Below are 16,991 nucleotides of genomic sequence, written 5' to 3'. Positions count from 1 at the left end.
GTGATTTTTACCAATGCTCAAGCTGTAATTTCTTATTTATATACATTACCTAAATTGCATGACAAAGCTGATTTATCATATATTAAGCGCGTACTAGCAGTTTTAGATAATCCCCAAGATAAGATAAAGACGATTCATGTTACGGGCACCAATGGTAAAGGCTCAACTTCTTACTATTTGAGTAATTTGTTACAAAAGGCTGGTCAAAAGACTGGCCTTTTTGTCTCACCGTATGTCTTTGCCTTTGGCGAACGAATGCAGGTCAATGGCCAAAATATAAGTGATGACCAGCTTGTAATAGTTGCTAATCAAGTTGAAAGAGCTCTATCCAAAATTAGCCGTAAAGAAAGTAACTTTGCTTTGTCTACTTTTGAATATGAAGTTGCCATGGCTTTTACTTTTTTTGCTCAAGTAAAGTGTGATTATGCTGTAATTGAAGTTGGAATTGGCGGCAGACGAGATCAGACTAACGTAATAATTCCAGAAGTTAGCATAATTACCACTGTCGGCCTAGATCATGAAAAACTAATTGGTCCAACTATCGAAGATATTGCTCGTGAAAAGAGTGGAATAATTAAAGCTAATCGACCAGTTGTCCTAGGCAATATTCCCACTAGTGTCTTGCCAATTATTGAGCAGCAGGCTAATCAAATGCATGCTCCGTGCTATCTATTGAGCCGTGACTTCACAGTTAACTCTAATCAAAGATTATCTTATCAAGATAAACAGCATAAGCTAGAATTTTTTATTAAGCCCGAAGTAGAAAGTTATGATATCGCAGTTGCCGTTCAAGCTTTTAACTTATTAAAAATTCCACTAACTGCTGCAGAAATTGTTGCAGCTATCAATCAAACTGTTATTCCCGGTCGTTACCAAATTTTGCAAAATGATCCGCTAATCATCCTTGATGGTGCTCATAATTTGCAAGCAATGAGCAATTTATTGGAGTTTGTGCATCAGGAACAAAATAAGCGTCATGGGCAAGTTAGAACTTTGATTATGATGATGAAAGATAAGGATCTTGGTCCAGTATTTTCACTATTCAATGATACTGATCAAGTCGAATTAACGACAATTGATTATCCACGCGCGGCAAAAAAACAGGATTTTCCTAAGTCAATCCAGGCGAAGTATTCTTATCATGAAGATTGGCAACAAGCCTATAACAAGCTAAAACGAGTTAGTACTTCTCATGATATATTATTAGTAACGGGTTCTTTTTATTTGGTAGGCAATGTTTTACAATTGGAGGCAGGTAAATAATGCGAGTCAAAGGAATAGACAAAGAGATTACTGGTATCCTATTTGATATGGATGGCTTGCTAATTAATTCGGAGAATTTATACTGGCAGGCTAATATTCAAGCTGCACAAGAAGCAGGACTCAATATGCCAGATGATACATATTTAAAATTAGTAGGTTCAACTACTAATGATATGCAGGATTTTTATCATCGATATTTTAAAAATCAAGACCAGAAGCAGCAGTTTATTGATCGCACTAATGAATTAGTTAAACAATGGAGCCAAGAAGGGCAGCTAAAACTGCGTTCGGGTGTTCAAGCTGCACTTGATACTTTTCAAAAGTTGGGCTTACCTATGGCAGTTGTATCAAGCAATGACGAAGCAGTAATTGAATATGACTTATGGCAAACAGGAATTCGGAATTACTTTAAGTTTCATCTAAATTATGATGATGTTAAACGTGAGCAGCTTAAACCTAAACCAGCTCCGGATATTTATTTATGGGCTGCTAAAAAAATGCACGTACCTAAAGAAAATATCTTAGCTTTTGAAGATTCGGGAACTGGCCTTGCTGCTGCTAAAAATGCGGGGCTTAAATGCGTCATGGTACCCGACTTATTGCCTGCGACTGAAGTAGATCAAAAAAATGCGGTGTTTATTTGCGATGACTTTTTTGAATTTTTACAAAAAATATAGACGATTTTGCGTATGTAAATAGTGAAGGGAGTGATTTTGATGAATATCATCAAGTCCAAGCACTATTTGGTAGATACGGATATAGAGCTGCTAGATAATTTGGTTAAACAATTAGAAGAGGTGGAGATTTGTAACTTTGGTCAGTTAATCAGCCAGTTGCGGCAGTTACAAATTGCTGATTTTAATGATTTATTGCAATATCTTTCTAGCGCTAAATGTAATGATCAGCTTGCAATTCTCAGTGAGGAAGTATTAGAGCGCTTGCGTTTGGCGATCCCAGATCGTGAATCGGTTTTGACTTCAAGTAATGAGGTAGGCACTTATTTGGCTAATAAATTAGCAGGACGTAAACAAGAGGAACTTTGGGCAATCTATATTGACAACAGTAACCATATTATTGCTGAAAAGAAGTTATTTAAGGGTACTTTAGATAAGTCAGTGGTCCATCCACGTGAGATTTTTCGATGGGCGATGATTTATGCGTGTGCGGGAATATTCGTTGTCCATAATCACCCAAGCGGCAACGTTGCTCCCTCACAGAGCGATCTAAAATTAACCAAGATGCTACAAAAAGGTGCTGATTTATTGCAGATCGATTTTCTTGATCATTTTATTGTTGGTAAGGGTCATTATGTAAGCTTAAGAGAGCATGAGGTCTTTTAATAATGATAGAATTTTGTTGATTATTAACTACCTAAAATACTATCATAATGATTCGAATTAATTTAAATTCATCTTAAGCTTGAACTGAAAATTTTTTTGCTACGTGCTTTATGCTATAATTATTGAAGATTAAAGACTGCAATAATGAAGGAGAGATTTTCGTGTTTGGATTAGGAACAAAAAATATTGGTATTGATTTGGGTACTGCCAATACCCTTGTTTATATGGAAGGTAAGGGGATTGTTCTTAGAGAGCCATCAGTCGTTGCCAAAAATACCCAGACTAACAAGGTGATCGCGGTTGGTTCAGAGGCTAGAGAAATGATTGGTCGAACACCTGCCAGCATCGTTGCAATTCGTCCAATGAAAGATGGGGTAATTGCTGATTATGACACAACAGCAGCTATGCTAAAATATTTCATCGAGAAAACTGTTGGAACCTCAAAACCGTCTGCAATGATTTGTGTTCCTTCCGGAGTAACAGGTGTGGAAAAACGTGCTGTAATTGATGCTGCACGGGTAGCTGGTACTCGCGAGGCTTATGTAATTGAAGAACCATTCGCTGCAGCAATTGGTGCTGGGTTACCTGTAATGGATCCTACTGGTTCAATGGTAGTTGATATTGGTGGTGGAACTACTGATGTAGCAACTATTTCGCTTGGTGGGATAGTTTCATCTACCTCGATTCGACAAGCTGGCGATAAATTTAATGCGGCGATTGTTAATTATATTCACTCTAATTTTAATTTGTTAATTGGTGAACGAACCGCTGAAGATATTAAAATGCAAATTGGTTCTGCTTCAATTGAAAAAGCTAAGGGAATTGAAGCAGTTAACATTCGTGGACGTGACTTAGTCACTGGGTTACCAAAATCTGTTGATGTTAAAGCTGTTGACGTTGCTGAAGCGATTCAGGATGTAGTCCAAGATATTATTATTGCAATCAAAGAAACACTGGAACAAACTTCTCCTGAAATTGCTGCTGATGTAATTGATCACGGAATTGTACTAACTGGTGGTGGTGCATTACTTAAGAATTTACCGGATGTTATTTCTGAAGCAACTAAGGTACCGGTCTTTATTGCACAAGATCCGCTAGATTGTGTTGCTGTCGGAACTGGCGAATCTTTGAAGAACATTGATGTAATCCGCAGAAGTCATAAATAGTATAGAAGCTGGTAGATTTATTGCCAGCTTTTTTAGGAACGATTCCAAATGAAGAAATTTCTACAAAATAAAAAATTATTGTCAGTTTGTATTGTAATTATTATCATCCTCTCTTTTATGGGTGTTAGTGTTAATTTGCGTAATAAACGTAATACTCCAATAATTATTCAGAGTTTAGGAAACGATATAGTTAGCGTAGGTACTCGGATTGTTGATTTGCCAGTTAGTTTAGTATCTAATGGTTTGAATAATGTTCATGATTTATTAGAAACACAAAATGAAAATAATTATTTAAAGAGTAAGGTAACACAACTAGAGCAAACAAAGGCACGAAACTCAAGTCTGGAAGCTGAAAATAAACAATTAAAAGCAACATTAAAATTAAAGGCAACGTTGACTGACTATACAATGATTGATGCGTCAGTTATTTCGCGAACACCAACTAGTTGGACTGATTTATTAGTTATTAATAAGGGAACAACGGCTGGTATTCGAAAAAATATGGCAGTCATGTGCGCAGGTGGTTTGATTGGGCGTGTAATTGAGGTAGATGCTGCATCTGCTAAAGTTGAACTGATTACCACTAGTGATAAGGCTGCTAATCGATTTGCTGTCGAGGCAACTGCTACAGATGGTAAAAAAATTCATGGAATTGTTACTGTAATGAACAATAATGACCTAGCATTTACCCAGGCTCTTGATAATAAGAAATTAGTTAAAGGTACTAAAGTTTATACTAGTGGATTGGGAGGCAATTCTCCTAAAGGACTGTTAGTTGGTAAAGTTGCTAGCACAACTCGTGATTCTTTTGGCTTGTCTGACCTAATTAAGATTAATCCGGCTGGTGAACTAAATGATCCTTCGGTGGTGACTGTAATTAAGCGGGAGGTAGCAGATTGATACACTCTTTGCGCAGATTTGTTCTAGCGTTTGCACTATATGTTGCCTTAGTGCTTGATGGTAGCTTGTCATTTTATTTACACCAATTTATGGTTATTGGGAACGGCGCATGTTTAATATTACCGATAGGAGTAATGCTGATTGCCTTATTTGATGATACCAATGAAAAAGAAATTTGGTTAGCTCTTATAGTTGGAATTATCAGTGACTTATATTTTTGGGGTTTTATTGGAATTTATGCTGTCGGCTTGCCTTTATGCTGTTGGCTTTTACAAAAGGTGGCTCGGTTTTTGCCAGAAGTTTTCTGGGTAAAAATACTAGTAGTTTTGTTAACTTTAGCAGTTTTGAATATCTATAGTTGGTTGGTTTTGAATATTGTAGGATTAATTAATGTATCCATAAGAGCAATGTTAGCTGGCATATTGCCAACTTTAGGCTGGTCACTGATATTTACGCTATTGTCATATCCAATTTGGGCAAAGTTAGCTCAAAGTTATCCTTTCATGGTTAACTTAGATAATTATCGCTAATTAAAAAGCGTGAGAATTTAGTTCTCACGCTTTTTTAGCCGATTGTACCGTTGTTAATTAGTGCAGGGATAACTGCAACTAAGATACCTGCTAGTGTAATAAAAGCCATTAGCCATGCCATAAAAATAGTCAATTTTTGAAATCCAGATTTTTTCTTCTTTTTTCTTCTAGCCATGTTTGTCCTCCTTACATGAACAATATTTTATCCTTATTAATGGTTTTTTTCAATTATGTAGTAAAATAGATCTTTAGGAGGATGATCATGTTTTTGATTTTTTTGGCACCAATAATTGGCTTGGCCTTAGCATTTATGTTGAATAAAGCTTTTCCTAAGGCACTTTTTCGGGGATATGATGTTTTACCATTATTTTTTTGTTTTGCCTGTCATTTGATTACGACAAAGGAGCGAAAACCTGAATTTTTGCCCTATGGATTTTTGCTTTTCTTTATCTTAGTAATTGTAGTTGCAGTGTCTGAAACGATAAAGTACAAAAATATTTCTTTGCAAAAAACACTACGTCAATTGTGGGACTATTTGACTGCGTGCACAATTTTTTGGTATATCGGTTTATTATTCTTAATGATTTAGTTTCCCCCACTTATTAAAAGTAAATTTTTAGCTATAAATGGCTTAGGATTAATATTAATCCTAAGCTGTTTTTTTAAGCTTGTTAAAATATTAAATAACTTAAGTTTTTTGGTAAAAATGTGGTAGAAAGTGGTGAATTGTGGTAAATTATTCTTTGGAAGGGGGGCTAGGTCATGTTCATGGGTGAATACCATCACAATCTTGATAGCAAAGGGCGATTAATTATCCCTGCCCATTTGCGTGAAGAGATTGGAGAAAAAATGGTATTTACTCGTGGCATGGAGGGTTGCATTTTTGGTTATACTATTGCAGAATGGCAAAAAATGGAATCTAAACTAGCCCGTCTTCCGTTAACTAAGAGAAATGCGCGTAGTTTTACGCGATTGTTTTATTCTGGTGCGATGGAATGCGAATTCGATAAACAGGGGCGTGTTAATCTGACCACAACTTTGAAGAAACACGCGGCTTTAATAAAAGAATGTGTTATTGTAGGCGTTTCAGATCGAATAGAAATTTGGTCAAGTGAACGTTGGGAAAGCTTTAGCGATGAAGCTAACGAAAACTATGATAATATCGCAGAAGATTTGGATGATATTGAGCTTTAACTATGGAATTCAAACACACTAGTGTACTTTTACATGAAACAATAGATAATTTAAAACCAAAAGACCATGGCCTTTATGTTGATGCAACCTTTGGTGGTGGTGGTCATGCAAAATATTTGTTAAGCAAGCTTAATTCAGGTACTTTGATTGGTTTTGACCAAGATGAATTTGCAATAAAATCGGCTCGTTTAAACTTTGCGGATGTATTGGCAAATAATAGTAAACCGAGATTAGAATTAGTCCATGACAATTTTAGCCATTTGAATATGAACCTGGTTAAGCTAGGCTATGTTGATGGAATTGATGGAATATATTATGATCTTGGGGTATCTTCTCCTCAGTTTGATCAAGCAACGCGGGGATTTTCATACCGCTTCAATGCTCGATTAGACATGAGAATGGATCAACAGCAATCACTTGATGCCTACCAGTTGGTAAACAACTCAAGCCAAAAAGAGTTAGCAAATATTTTGTATAAATATGGTGATGAAAAATTTTCTCGTCAGATAGCCAGTAAAATTGTTATTAGAAGACAAGCTAAACCAATTGAAACAACTTTTGAGTTAGTGGAAGTTATTAAAGAAGCAATTCCGGCATATGCTAGGCGTAGCGGAGGTCATCCGGCTAAGAAAACTTTTCAGGCATTGCGCGTTGCAGTAAATCATGAGCTTGAGGTTCTTGAGCAATCGCTTGAAGAAGCCATTAAGCTGCTAAAACCTAAAGGTAGAATTAGCGTAATTACTTTTCAGTCTGATGAGGATAAAATAGTAAAAAAGATTTTTAAAAAATATTCAGAAGTTGAAGTACCACGTGGGATGCCAATGATACCAGATAGCATGAAGCCTACTCTTCGTTTAATCAATCGTAAACCTATTGTTGCTTCGACTAAAGAATTAGAGAACAATAACCGCTCACACAGTGCAAAGTTACGGATCGCGGAAAAGTTGTAAAGAGGAAAAGCCGATGGCTGATAATTTAGCAAGAAAAGTTACATTTAACCTTAATGAAAAAGATAAACCAAATGCTAAGCAACGAGTGTCTCTTAACCAAGAACACGTTGTTTGGTCTGGTTTTGAAAAAGTCTTGCTAATTTTAGGAACATTAATTACATTAGGACTAATGTTTACATTAGTTTCAGCTAGTGTTTCAGCCACGTCAGCTCAACATGAGCTGACTAATGTTCAGCAAACAGTTGTTAAAGAGCAAAATAAAGTTAGTGATTTACACCAAGAAATCGGTGAGTTAACTTCAAGTGCAAGAATGAACAAAATTGCTCGAAGTAAAGGACTAACTTTAATTGAAAAAAACATTAGGAATGTTCACTAATGAAACAAAGTATTAATAATTTGCGATCACAAAAATCCAAAGCCCACGGCTACCGTTTTACAGTGGGGAGATGTCTCCAAGTAGCTGCGGCTTTGGTTTTTCTTGTATTTGTAGGAAGATTTTTATATTTAGGAATTTCACAAACCGTTAATGGCAGAAACTTGAGTCAAAGAACTGAACAGTTATATAAACGGAATCAGGTTTTAAAGGCATCTCGCGGTACGATCTATGATCGGAATGGATTAGCAGTGGCACAAGACTCGCATCTTTATACGGTTTATGCGATCTTAGATAAAACTTCAATAAATTATAAAAATAAACCAGAATATGTGGTTAATAAATCTAAAACAGCCGATAAATTAGCGACTGTACTACCTATATCTGCAAGTAAAATTTTGCAATATCTGAATCCTAGTCATTCAGCTTTCCAGGTTCAGTTTGGTGCAGCTGGAAGTGGACTGACTAAACGTCAGCGTGATCAAATAGTCAAGATGAAGTTGCCAGGAATTAAGTTTTTTGAGACTCCAGCTAGGTTGTATCCCAATGGTAATTTTGCTTCTCACATAGTTGGCTATGCTGAACCAGAGTATGATAAAAAGACTAATACTGAGAATTTAGTTGGTACAATGGGATTAGAAGCATGGTATAATGACTTGCTTTCGGGTAAAGATGGTACGCAAATTTCATCAGTTGATGCGGCAAATTATCAAGCTCCGAATCATGCACAATCTTATCGTGCCCCTAAGAATGGTAATGACTTGTATTTGACGATTGATTCACAATTACAAGACTATTTGGAAAATCGTCTTTCAGATGTGCAACAAACATATAATCCAGTTTCTATGACTGCAGTAGTTGAAGACATGAAAACTGGTAAAATTTTAGCTGCTTCTCAAAGACCTACTTTTAATCCACAGACAAAAAAGGGAATGGACAAATCCTATCGTAATATTCTGGTACAGGATACCTTTGAACCTGGTTCAGTTTTTAAAGTTTTAACTTTATCTGCGGCTGTTGATAGTGGAAATTACCATCCTAATCAGTATTACAATTCTGGTTCGGTTTCGGTTGGAGGATCCGTAATACATGATTGGCAGTCATCAGGTTGGGGTAGTATTCCCTTTTCACAAGCTTTTCCAAGATCTAGTAATACAGGGTTCGTACACCTTGAACAACAAATGGGTGCGAAAACCTGGCATAAATATTTGAAAAAGTTTCGAATTAATCAAAAAACTGGAGTTACTCTCCCTGGTGAACAATCAGGATTGCTAGCTTTTAAATCTCCAGTTGATCAGGCAGTAACTAGTTTTGGTCAAGGAGTTAATGTTAATGTTATGCAAATGATGCAGGCCTTTAGCAGTTTGGCTAATGAAGGACAAATGGTGAAGCCGCAGTTTGTTGAAAAAGAAACTGATGCTAGTGGTAAGACAATTAAATCGTACCAAGTTCAAGATGTTGGAGATCCTGTATATTCTAAGCAAACTGCCCAAGTTGTCTTAAAAAATATGAAACGGGTTCTCAATAAGCGAATAGGGACTGGTGCAACTTATCGAATGGATCATCAAAGTATTGCTATTAAAACAGGTACTGCACAAATAGCGAATCCACATGGAGGTTATCTTAAGGGCGATAATAATTATATCTTCTCAGTTGTCGGAGTTACCCCGGCTAAAAAACCACGTTATTGTGTTTATATCACAATGAAACAACCAAGACGGATGGTGAAGCCAGCAGAAACTATTTTGGCATCAATCTTTAAGCCAGTAATGAATCGTACTATTTTAATGTCAAAAAATGAGCACGATACTACTAAATTAGTTACTGTGCCTAATCTTACTAAAATGTCGTTTCAAAGCGCAAAACAAAAAGCTAGTCAATTGGGGCTCAAACTGGTTAAGCTTGGACGGGGAAATAAGATAACTGCCCAGGCTGAAAATAAAAAAATGCAAGTTGGTAATAAGCTGTTTGTTCGTACAACCAAAAAAATCACTTGTCCAGAGATGCATGGATGGACACTTAACGACTTGCAGCAGTTTGCAACATTGGCTGATATTAAGCTAGATTTAAAAGGCAGTGGAGTAGTTCAAAAGCAGAGTATTAAACCTGGCGCGACTATTAAGCCTGGAACAAAATTAAAAATAGAATTAAAGGAGTAGCACTATATGCTCATTAATAGTATTATTGCATTGGTTAGTTCACTAGTATTAACAGGATTTATTTTACCTTGGATGATTATTTTTATGCGTAGTCATCATGAAGGACAGGAAATTCGCGATGAGGGTCCTAAATGGCATCAAAAAAAGTCAGGTACGCCAACAATGGGAGGAGTCGTTTTTGTTTTAGCAGCGGCTGTTTCTACTATTTGGGTGGCAATGTGGCAACATGAGCTAAATAAAAGTATTTGGATTTTAGTAATTAGTCTATTAGGTTATGGTGTTATTGGCTTTCTTGATGATGCGATCAAGCTCTTTTTTAAGCGTAATTTAGGTTTGCGGGCATGGCAAAAGTTGCTGCTGCAAATTTTAATTGCGGCAGTAGTAGTAGGATTAGCCGCTAGTGATGGCTTTAAGTTTAAGCTATTTATTCCGTTTGTAGGAACTGTAACCAGCGTAATTTTATTTATTGCCTTTGTTGTATTTTGGTTAGTTGGATTTTCTAATGCGGTCAATCTTTCGGATGGCCTAGATGGCCTAGCTACTGGGCTATCGATTCTGGCATATGGTACTTATGCTTATTTAGCTATTAAGCAGCACAATTCTGCTGTTTTATTCTTTTGTATGAGTGTGATTGGCGGATTAATTTCGTTCTTTATTTTTAATCATAAACCGGCTAAGATTTTTATGGGTGATGCTGGTTCACTTGCTTTAGGAGGCGGATTGGCCGTAGTCAGTATCCTCTTGAATCGACCATGGTCATTATTATTGATTGGCATTGTATTTGTTTGTGAAACCGCAAGTGTTATTTTACAAGTAATTTCGTTTCAAACTACAGGGAAAAGAATTTTTAAAATGACACCAATTCATCATCATTTTGAAATGATTGGTTGGAGTGAATGGAAAGTTGATGGAGTCTTTTGGTTAATTGGCTTAATCGGTAGTTTTTTATATATAGTAATCTGGGGCTAAACAGAAACAAATGAAGCAACTAAATAAATATCGAAATAAAAATATTTTAGTGTTAGGATTAGGTAAAAGTGGTTTTGCAGTAAGTAATTTATTGCTGAAACTCGGTGCAAAGCTAACTTTAAATGATCAGGCAGATCTAAATGATAATCAGCAGGCGCAGCAACTAGCCCAAAAAGGTGTTCATATTATTAGTGGGTATCATCCACTTGAATTGTTAGCGCAGGAGCAATTTGACTATTTGGTAAAGAACCCCGGAATTCCTTATGATAATCCGTTGGTAAAAAAGGCACAGGAATTACAAATTCCGATTATTACAGAACCAGAAGTTGCTTTAAGTGTAAGCGATGCGCCCTATGTCTGTATTACTGGATCAAATGGTAAAACTACGACAGTAATGCTAACTCAACAGATTTTGGAGCGCCACTTGTCTGATAGTGGACACCATGCATACGCTGTCGGTAACATTGGCAAGCCAATTTCTGAAGTTGTTAATCATGTAACCAAAGATGATGTTTTAGTAGTTGAAATGTCAAGTTTTCAACTACTAGGAGTAACTGATCTTGATCCTAAAATAGCGGCAATTATCGATATTTATAATAATGTCCATCTTGATTATCATAAGACCTTTGCCAACTATGTAGCTGCCAAGTTAAATGTCACTAAAACTCAGAGTAGTGAGCATTATCTAATCGCCAATTATGATCAGAAAGAAATTTTTGCTCAAGAACAACAAATAACTAAAGCGAAGATTCAAACTTTTTCCGAAAAAGATAGCCAAGCTGATTATTTTATTGCTGATGGTTATTTACAAAGTAAAACTGGCAAAATTATGCCAATATCAGAAATGAGATTACCTGGTATACACAACCAACAAAATGCGTTAGTTGCGATTGCAATTGCGAATTTGTTGGGCGCAAGTAATTCAGATATTTGTAGTGTTTTGAAGACATTTACTGGAGCTAAACATCGATTGCAATATGTGACAACGCTAGCAGGTCGGAAAGTTTATAATGATTCTAAGTCCACTAATATTGAAGCAGCTTCTGTTGCGATTCCGTCTTTTGATCAGCCTGAAATCTTGATTGCTGGAGGTTTAGATCGAGGTTTTAGTTTCGACGCACTAGTTCCATTACTAAAAAAACACGTTAAGGCTGTTGTACTTTATGGAGAAACACGATATTTGCTGGCAGATGCGGCACGTAAGGCTGGAATTAAGCAAATTGAGATTGAAGACACCTTGCAAGTTGCTGTACCTAAGGCATATGAACTTTCTAGTGTTGGTGATGTATTACTGTTTTCTCCTGCCTGTGCTTCATGGGATCAATTTAAAACCTTTGAAGAACGTGGCGATTGTTTTATAAAATTAATTGAGGATTTAAAGACAAATTAAAATGAAAGTTATTTTTACTGGCGGTGGCACAGGTGGCCATATTTATCCAATTATGGCGATTATCGAACGTTTAAAGCAGCGTGAATTAGCCACAAATGATGAAATCTTGTTTGTAGGTACTAAAAAAGGACTCGAAGCTAAGATTGTCCCTAGTGCAGGGGTTAATTTTGAAACAATTGAAATTCAAGGGTTTAATCGCAAGCATTTACTTAAAAATTTTGCTACTATTAGTTTATTCATCAAAGCAACTAAACGGGCAAAGCAAATTTTACATGACTTCAAGCCAGATATTGTAGTTGGGACTGGGGGATATGTCAGTGCTGCAGTTGTTTATGAAGCAGCTAAAATGCATATACCGACAATGATCCATGAATCTAACTCTGTAGTGGGATTGGCTAACAAATATTTAGGTCATTATGTAGACAAGATTTGTTATAGTTTTGATGATGCTGCCAAGCAATTTTCTGAAAAAAACAAGTTAGTTAAAACAGGTAATCCACGTTCCCAGCAAGTTCTAGCATTACCTGAAGTTAAAATTGATTTACATAAACAATGGCAACTTAATCCCAAGGTACCAACTGTGTTAATTTTTGGCGGTTCTCGTGGCGCGCTAGCAATCAATCGAATTGTGCTACAATCAATTATCAAGCTAAGTAAAAAGCCATATCAAATTATTTGGGCTACAGGAACTTACTATTATGACGAGGTCAAAGAAAAGCTGGCTGGAGTTGATTATGGTGATCAGTTAAAAGTTACTCCATATATTAAGGATATGCCTGCTTTATTGCCAGAGATGACCTGTGTTGTTTCGCGGTCTGGTGCAACGAGTATTGCAGAGTTTACGGCATTAGGAGTTCCAGCAATTTTAATTCCTAGTCCTAATGTTACGCATAATCATCAAATGAAAAATGCAATTGATTTAGAAAAAGCGGGGGCGGCTTTGGTAATACCTGAAGACGACCTGAATCCTAACAATTTTATTTCTTCAATTGATCATATTTTGCTTGATGATAAGTATGCTCATGATATGAGGAAAGCTTCAAAATCATTGGGGATACCTGATGCATCAGATCAAGTAATTAAAGTAATGCAAGAGTTGGTAAATAAATAGAAAGTAAGGTGAGACTATATGACGAAGAGACGGGTTACTAAAATAGATCCAAAAGAAAAACTGTCACGTTATTTAGCTCACCAAACTAGTCAAAGCAAAAAGCAGTCTACTAAACATAAGGCTTCAGATTCGCTTGCTAAGTTGCGTAACGAGCGACGTTCAGCAATTGTTAAACGTTTAGGATCGATTATTATTATTTCTTTGGTGATGATAATTATATTAGGATATTATATTTCACCGCTAGCTATAATTAAGCAAGTAAAAATCCAGGGAGTTGCCGATCTGCCAGCTAATGAAATTGTTCAAACTTCTGGAATTAAAGCAGGCGATAAAGTGGTCAATTGTTTGTTTAATCAAAAGCAGTTAAGCAATAATTTAATGGACAAATATACAGAGATTCAAAGGGTTGAAGTTAAAGCAGATAAGCTTAATCGTCTGACCTTAGCAATAACTGAACATCCTCCAATCGGCTATATTAAAACGGGTAATAAATACCGTAAAATTCTAGCACACGGCAAACTTGGTACCAAACTTTTACCTTGGAATAAGGTAAATCAAGACAAGCCAATCTTTGTTGGTTATAATAAGCAGTTTTCTTTAAAAAAAGATTTGCAGCTATTTAATAGTTTACCTGATGAATTTAGATCTCAGGTTAAACTATTAAGTGGTAATACTAGACGTAAATCACAAGTTATTTTTCTAATGAAAGATGGCAATGTTGTAGTTGGTAATATCGCAACATTAAAAGATAAAATACATTATTATAATAAAATTAAAACAAAAACCGTGAAAAATAGTTTGATTGATTTGGAAGTAGGGGCATTTACTCGCCCACTTACCGTTAAAGAAAAGCAAAATTATGGTTTAACGTAAGCTGAATTTATGATTTTTTTATGGTAAAATTTCCTAGAGAGCGTTGATGGGGGATTAATTTTGGATAACACGAATCTTCTAGTGGGCCTAGACATCGGTACTACTAGTGTAAAAGCCGTTGTAGCTGATTCTGGTAAGGTAATTGGAGCAGTGGCAGTGCCTAATAAAGGTATGCGACATGGCAATATTACTGATATTGATGAAACAGCAAGTGCAATTGGACAAGCTTTAAAAGAAATTTCGAAGAAGACCAACTCAAATATTTATCGGGTGGTTACTGGCATTCCAGTTGGAATGTTGCAGTTAGAAACAGCCAGCGATTTAATTAATGTAAGTGATGTTGGACAAGAAGTAGGTGATCGTGATGTTCGTCGGCTTTTGCAAGCAGCAATTAAATCTGCAAGTAAAAGTGAACGTGAACCAATTGCGTTCTTGACTACACGATTTTTAATTGATGGCAAAGTTGAAGTTGACGATCCACGAAAAATGATTGCGCACTCGCTTGCTGTTCAAGGGATACTATTAACCGCTCCAGCTGGCCCACTACATAATATTAAGAAGGCAATCGAACGGGCTGGTTATCAAAATAACTTCTTTGTGCCAATCCCGTTGGCAATTGCTAGTGTCGCACTTGATGAAAGTGAACGAACATTCGGCTCGATTATTCTAGAATTAGGTGGTGGGGTTGCGACGGCAACCGTTATCCATGATGGTCAGATTAAGTATGCGAATATTGATTTAGAAGGTGGTAGTGATATTAGTAATGATATCTCTAGCGTACTAAGTACTTCTAAAAAGGATGCGGAGCAGATCAAACTTGATTATGGCTATGCTGATCCGGCTTTGGCCTCGGTTAAAGATAAGTTTGCGGTCAATAGTGTTGGTGCAGATGGCCAGGAAATGATTGACGAAGTTTATCTTAGTAAAATAATTAATGCCCGGCTGATGCAAATTATTGAGCGAATTGGTAAGGGATTAGATAAGCATGATGCATTGAAACTACCTGGAGGAATTGTAATTACTGGTGGTAATAGCCTGTTACAAGGAATTGATGATTTAGTTGCCAATTCCTTAAACATAAAAACTCGTGTCTATCAGCCAGATCAGATTGGTATGCGTAATCCAGTATATTCGGCTGCATACGGTATTGTTAATTATGCATATAATTTATCTGATATTGATTTTTTAGCAATCAATGCAATTTATGGTAAGAAAATAACAGATCAAGTCCAAGTTGCACCAGCAGAAAATAATTCTAAAAATTTAAAAAGATCTACTCATGTTAGTGAAACCAATACAAAAGAAGAATATAATAGACGGCAGAAGGCTGTGCAAAGCAGGCCCAAAAATAGCAATAAAAAAAGTGAAAATGGCATAAAGAGCTTCTTTAAAAAGTTCTTTGATTAAAGGTGGTTAATTAGATGGATTTTACATTCGATTCAGATGACAATAAAAATGCTGTCATTAAAGTGATAGGTGTTGGTGGTGCTGGAGGAAATGCAGTTAATCGGATGATTGATGATGGCGTTCAAGGGGTTTCCTTCGTTGCAGCTAATACAGATGTACAGGCGCTTAATAGCAATAAAGCAGAAAATAAAATTCAATTAGGCCCAAAACTAACTAGAGGTTTAGGCGCAGGGTCTCATCCTGAAGTTGGACAAAAAGCTGCTGAAGAAAGTGAACAAACAATTGAAGATGCACTCAAAGGTGCAGATATGATTTTTATTACTGCTGGTATGGGCGGTGGAACTGGGACTGGTGCTGCACCAATTGTTGCTAAAATTGCTCGAGAAACTGGTGCTTTGACAGTTGGCGTTGTTACACGTCCATTTACTTTTGAGGGACCCAAGCGTTCAAAGAATGCTGCATCAGGGATTGCGGAATTAAAACAATATGTTGATACGCTAGTAATCATTGCTAATAATCGCTTGCTTGAAATGGTTGATAAAAAGACTCCTATGATGGATGCTTTTAAAGAAGCCGATAATGTTTTAAAACAAGGTGTGCAAGGAATTTCGGATTTAATTACGTCAACTGATTATGTTAACCTAGATTTTGCTGATGTTAAGACTGTGATGGCTAATCAAGGAGCTGCCTTAATGGGTATTGGTCGCGCTAATGGTGAGAACAGAACTGTTGAGGCAACCAAGCTAGCTATTTCTTCGCCATTACTTGAGGTTTCAATTGATGGTGCTCAGCAGGTGTTACTAAATATTACTGGTGGACCTGATTTAACTTTGTTTGAGGCTCAGGATGCTTCTGAAATAGTTTCTAAAGCTGCTGGTGACGATGTAAATATCATTTTTGGTACTTCAATTAATCCTAACTTAGGTGATGAAGTTGTCGTTACTGTAATTGCAACGGGGATAAATCCTGATGCTGAAGAAGAAGCGTCAAAGCAGTTACCAGGGCGTAGTCATCAAATTAAGTCACAGCCAGTATCAGCTCAAGTGGCTGATGATGTTCAGCAAGACGAAGTTGCACATGAATCACAACCGAATGTTCAATCAGAACAACCATTAAATCAATCAACTGTAGTTCAGCCAGCTCCTAAGCATAAGCCGATGGTTGATCCTACTAGTGTCTGGGGTCTGGATAATGATGATAACCGTGAACCTAGACGTGTTTCACCAACTGATTTTGACAAAAATGATGATATAAATTCATTTACTACTGATGATCAAAATAGTATTTCACAAATTGAGACTAATGCACAAGATGACGATGTAGATGATATTCCATTTTTTAAGCATCGCGGTGAAAATTAACTAGG

The 16,991-nt window shown here is 36.5% G+C and carries 18 protein-coding genes; 17 read left to right on the top strand and 1 reads right to left on the bottom strand.

Going from position 1 to position 16,991, the window contains the following annotated elements:
• From OZX56_RS04985 to mreD, 6 genes are all read left to right on the top strand, one after another.
• Nucleotides 1–1,263 carry a folylpolyglutamate synthase/dihydrofolate synthase family protein gene (locus tag OZX56_RS04985; protein WP_277139112.1) on the top strand — a complete coding sequence of 421 codons (1,263 nt, stop codon included), beginning with the start codon at nt 1–3 and terminating at the stop codon, nt 1,261–1,263.
• Nucleotides 1,263–1,940, top strand: a complete 678-nt coding sequence (locus OZX56_RS04980) for an HAD family phosphatase (protein ID WP_277139111.1) — start codon at nt 1,263–1,265, stop codon at nt 1,938–1,940. Before OZX56_RS04985 ends, OZX56_RS04980 begins: the two co-directional genes overlap by 1 nt.
• Nucleotides 1,941–1,979: 39 nt before the next feature.
• Nucleotides 1,980–2,603: a DNA repair protein RadC gene (radC, locus tag OZX56_RS04975; RefSeq protein WP_277139110.1), complete on the top strand. Its 624-nt coding sequence runs from the start codon at nt 1,980–1,982 to the stop codon at nt 2,601–2,603.
• A gap of 161 nt (nt 2,604–2,764) precedes the next feature.
• On the top strand, nt 2,765–3,769 hold the full coding sequence (locus OZX56_RS04970; protein WP_277126339.1) for a rod shape-determining protein: 1,005 nt from the start codon (nt 2,765–2,767) through the stop codon (nt 3,767–3,769).
• A 48-nt stretch (nt 3,770–3,817) separates the two neighbouring features.
• Nucleotides 3,818–4,669 (top strand): rod shape-determining protein MreC, encoded by an 852-nt coding sequence (gene mreC / locus OZX56_RS04965; RefSeq protein ID WP_277139109.1) that lies wholly within the window; start codon nt 3,818–3,820, stop codon nt 4,667–4,669.
• The gene (mreD, locus tag OZX56_RS04960; protein ID WP_277140355.1) at nt 4,669–5,199 is read left to right on the top strand and encodes a rod shape-determining protein MreD; all 531 of its coding nucleotides are present in this window, start codon (nt 4,669–4,671) and stop codon (nt 5,197–5,199) included. The genes mreC and mreD overlap by 1 nt, the downstream gene beginning before the upstream one ends.
• Before the next feature lie 34 nt (nt 5,200–5,233).
• Here the strand turns inward: mreD and OZX56_RS04955 are convergent, their stop codons facing one another.
• Nucleotides 5,234–5,374, bottom strand: coding sequence for a DUF4044 domain-containing protein (locus OZX56_RS04955; RefSeq protein WP_277126341.1), 141 nt, complete (start codon nt 5,372–5,374; stop codon nt 5,234–5,236).
• A gap of 87 nt (nt 5,375–5,461) precedes the next feature.
• On the opposite strand from OZX56_RS04955, the gene OZX56_RS04950 reads away from it, so the two are divergent.
• The 11 genes from OZX56_RS04950 (at nt 5,462) to ftsZ (ending at nt 16,986) form a co-directional block, all read left to right on the top strand.
• Complete coding sequence (locus OZX56_RS04950; protein ID WP_277139108.1) at nt 5,462–5,788, top strand: DUF3397 domain-containing protein; 327 nt, start codon at nt 5,462–5,464, stop codon at nt 5,786–5,788.
• Between the two features lie 173 nt (nt 5,789–5,961).
• Nucleotides 5,962–6,393, top strand: a complete 432-nt coding sequence (mraZ, locus tag OZX56_RS04945; RefSeq protein ID WP_277126343.1) for a division/cell wall cluster transcriptional repressor MraZ — start codon at nt 5,962–5,964, stop codon at nt 6,391–6,393.
• A 2-nt stretch (nt 6,394–6,395) separates the two neighbouring features.
• Nucleotides 6,396–7,343 carry a 16S rRNA (cytosine(1402)-N(4))-methyltransferase RsmH gene (rsmH, locus tag OZX56_RS04940; protein WP_277139107.1) on the top strand — a complete coding sequence of 316 codons (948 nt, stop codon included), beginning with the start codon at nt 6,396–6,398 and terminating at the stop codon, nt 7,341–7,343.
• Nucleotides 7,344–7,356: 13 nt separating this feature from the next.
• Nucleotides 7,357–7,719: a cell division protein FtsL gene (gene ftsL, locus OZX56_RS04935; protein WP_277139106.1), complete on the top strand. Its 363-nt coding sequence runs from the start codon at nt 7,357–7,359 to the stop codon at nt 7,717–7,719.
• Nucleotides 7,719–9,875 carry a penicillin-binding transpeptidase domain-containing protein gene (locus OZX56_RS04930; RefSeq protein ID WP_277139105.1) on the top strand — a complete coding sequence of 719 codons (2,157 nt, stop codon included), beginning with the start codon at nt 7,719–7,721 and terminating at the stop codon, nt 9,873–9,875. The genes ftsL and OZX56_RS04930 overlap by 1 nt, the downstream gene beginning before the upstream one ends.
• 6 nt (nt 9,876–9,881) lie before the next feature.
• Entirely contained in the window at nt 9,882–10,844 is a 963-nt protein-coding gene (gene mraY / locus OZX56_RS04925; RefSeq protein WP_277139104.1) for a phospho-N-acetylmuramoyl-pentapeptide-transferase, read from the top strand.
• Nucleotides 10,845–10,854: 10 nt separating this feature from the next.
• The gene (gene murD, locus OZX56_RS04920; RefSeq protein ID WP_277139103.1) at nt 10,855–12,234 is read left to right on the top strand and encodes a UDP-N-acetylmuramoyl-L-alanine--D-glutamate ligase; all 1,380 of its coding nucleotides are present in this window, start codon (nt 10,855–10,857) and stop codon (nt 12,232–12,234) included.
• A 1-nt stretch (nt 12,235) separates the two neighbouring features.
• Nucleotides 12,236–13,345, top strand: a complete 1,110-nt coding sequence (gene murG, locus OZX56_RS04915; protein WP_277139102.1) for an undecaprenyldiphospho-muramoylpentapeptide beta-N-acetylglucosaminyltransferase — start codon at nt 12,236–12,238, stop codon at nt 13,343–13,345.
• Nucleotides 13,346–13,363: 18 nt separating this feature from the next.
• The gene (locus tag OZX56_RS04910) at nt 13,364–14,218 is read left to right on the top strand and encodes an FtsQ-type POTRA domain-containing protein (protein WP_277126350.1); all 855 of its coding nucleotides are present in this window, start codon (nt 13,364–13,366) and stop codon (nt 14,216–14,218) included.
• Nucleotides 14,219–14,278: 60 nt separating this feature from the next.
• A complete protein-coding gene (ftsA, locus tag OZX56_RS04905; RefSeq protein WP_277126351.1) occupies nt 14,279–15,625 on the top strand; it encodes a cell division protein FtsA in 1,347 nt (448 codons plus the stop codon).
• Between the two features lie 14 nt (nt 15,626–15,639).
• Nucleotides 15,640–16,986 carry a cell division protein FtsZ gene (gene ftsZ / locus OZX56_RS04900; protein WP_277139101.1) on the top strand — a complete coding sequence of 449 codons (1,347 nt, stop codon included), beginning with the start codon at nt 15,640–15,642 and terminating at the stop codon, nt 16,984–16,986.
• The last annotated feature ends 5 nt before the right edge of the window (nt 16,987–16,991 follow it).

The organism is Lactobacillus sp. ESL0684 (assembly GCF_029392675.1).
In the GTDB taxonomy this organism is placed as follows: Bacteria; Bacillota; Bacilli; order Lactobacillales; family Lactobacillaceae; genus Lactobacillus.
This window is presented reverse-complemented; position numbering and strand designations above follow the sequence as displayed.

Excerpts from the sequence above, each read along its gene's own strand:
- OZX56_RS04955 (WP_277126341.1), bottom strand. The coding sequence starts at position 5,374 with ATGGCTAGAAGAAAAAAGAAGAAAAAATCTGGATTTCAAAAATTGACT.
- ftsL (WP_277139106.1), top strand. The coding sequence starts at position 7,357 with ATGGCTGATAATTTAGCAAGAAAAGTTACATTTAACCTTAATGAAAAA.
- mraZ (WP_277126343.1), top strand. The coding sequence starts at position 5,962 with ATGTTCATGGGTGAATACCATCACAATCTTGATAGCAAAGGGCGATTA.
- OZX56_RS04910 (WP_277126350.1), top strand. The coding sequence starts at position 13,364 with ATGACGAAGAGACGGGTTACTAAAATAGATCCAAAAGAAAAACTGTCA.
- radC (WP_277139110.1), top strand. The coding sequence starts at position 1,980 with ATGAATATCATCAAGTCCAAGCACTATTTGGTAGATACGGATATAGAG.
- mraY (WP_277139104.1), top strand. The coding sequence starts at position 9,882 with ATGCTCATTAATAGTATTATTGCATTGGTTAGTTCACTAGTATTAACA.
- murD (WP_277139103.1), top strand. The coding sequence starts at position 10,855 with ATGAAGCAACTAAATAAATATCGAAATAAAAATATTTTAGTGTTAGGA.
- OZX56_RS04950 (WP_277139108.1), top strand. The coding sequence starts at position 5,462 with ATGTTTTTGATTTTTTTGGCACCAATAATTGGCTTGGCCTTAGCATTT.
- OZX56_RS04930 (WP_277139105.1), top strand. The coding sequence starts at position 7,719 with ATGAAACAAAGTATTAATAATTTGCGATCACAAAAATCCAAAGCCCAC.
- rsmH (WP_277139107.1), top strand. The coding sequence starts at position 6,396 with ATGGAATTCAAACACACTAGTGTACTTTTACATGAAACAATAGATAAT.
- mreC (WP_277139109.1), top strand. The coding sequence starts at position 3,818 with ATGAAGAAATTTCTACAAAATAAAAAATTATTGTCAGTTTGTATTGTA.
- OZX56_RS04980 (WP_277139111.1), top strand. The coding sequence starts at position 1,263 with ATGCGAGTCAAAGGAATAGACAAAGAGATTACTGGTATCCTATTTGAT.
- murG (WP_277139102.1), top strand. The coding sequence starts at position 12,236 with ATGAAAGTTATTTTTACTGGCGGTGGCACAGGTGGCCATATTTATCCA.
- ftsZ (WP_277139101.1), top strand. The coding sequence starts at position 15,640 with ATGGATTTTACATTCGATTCAGATGACAATAAAAATGCTGTCATTAAA.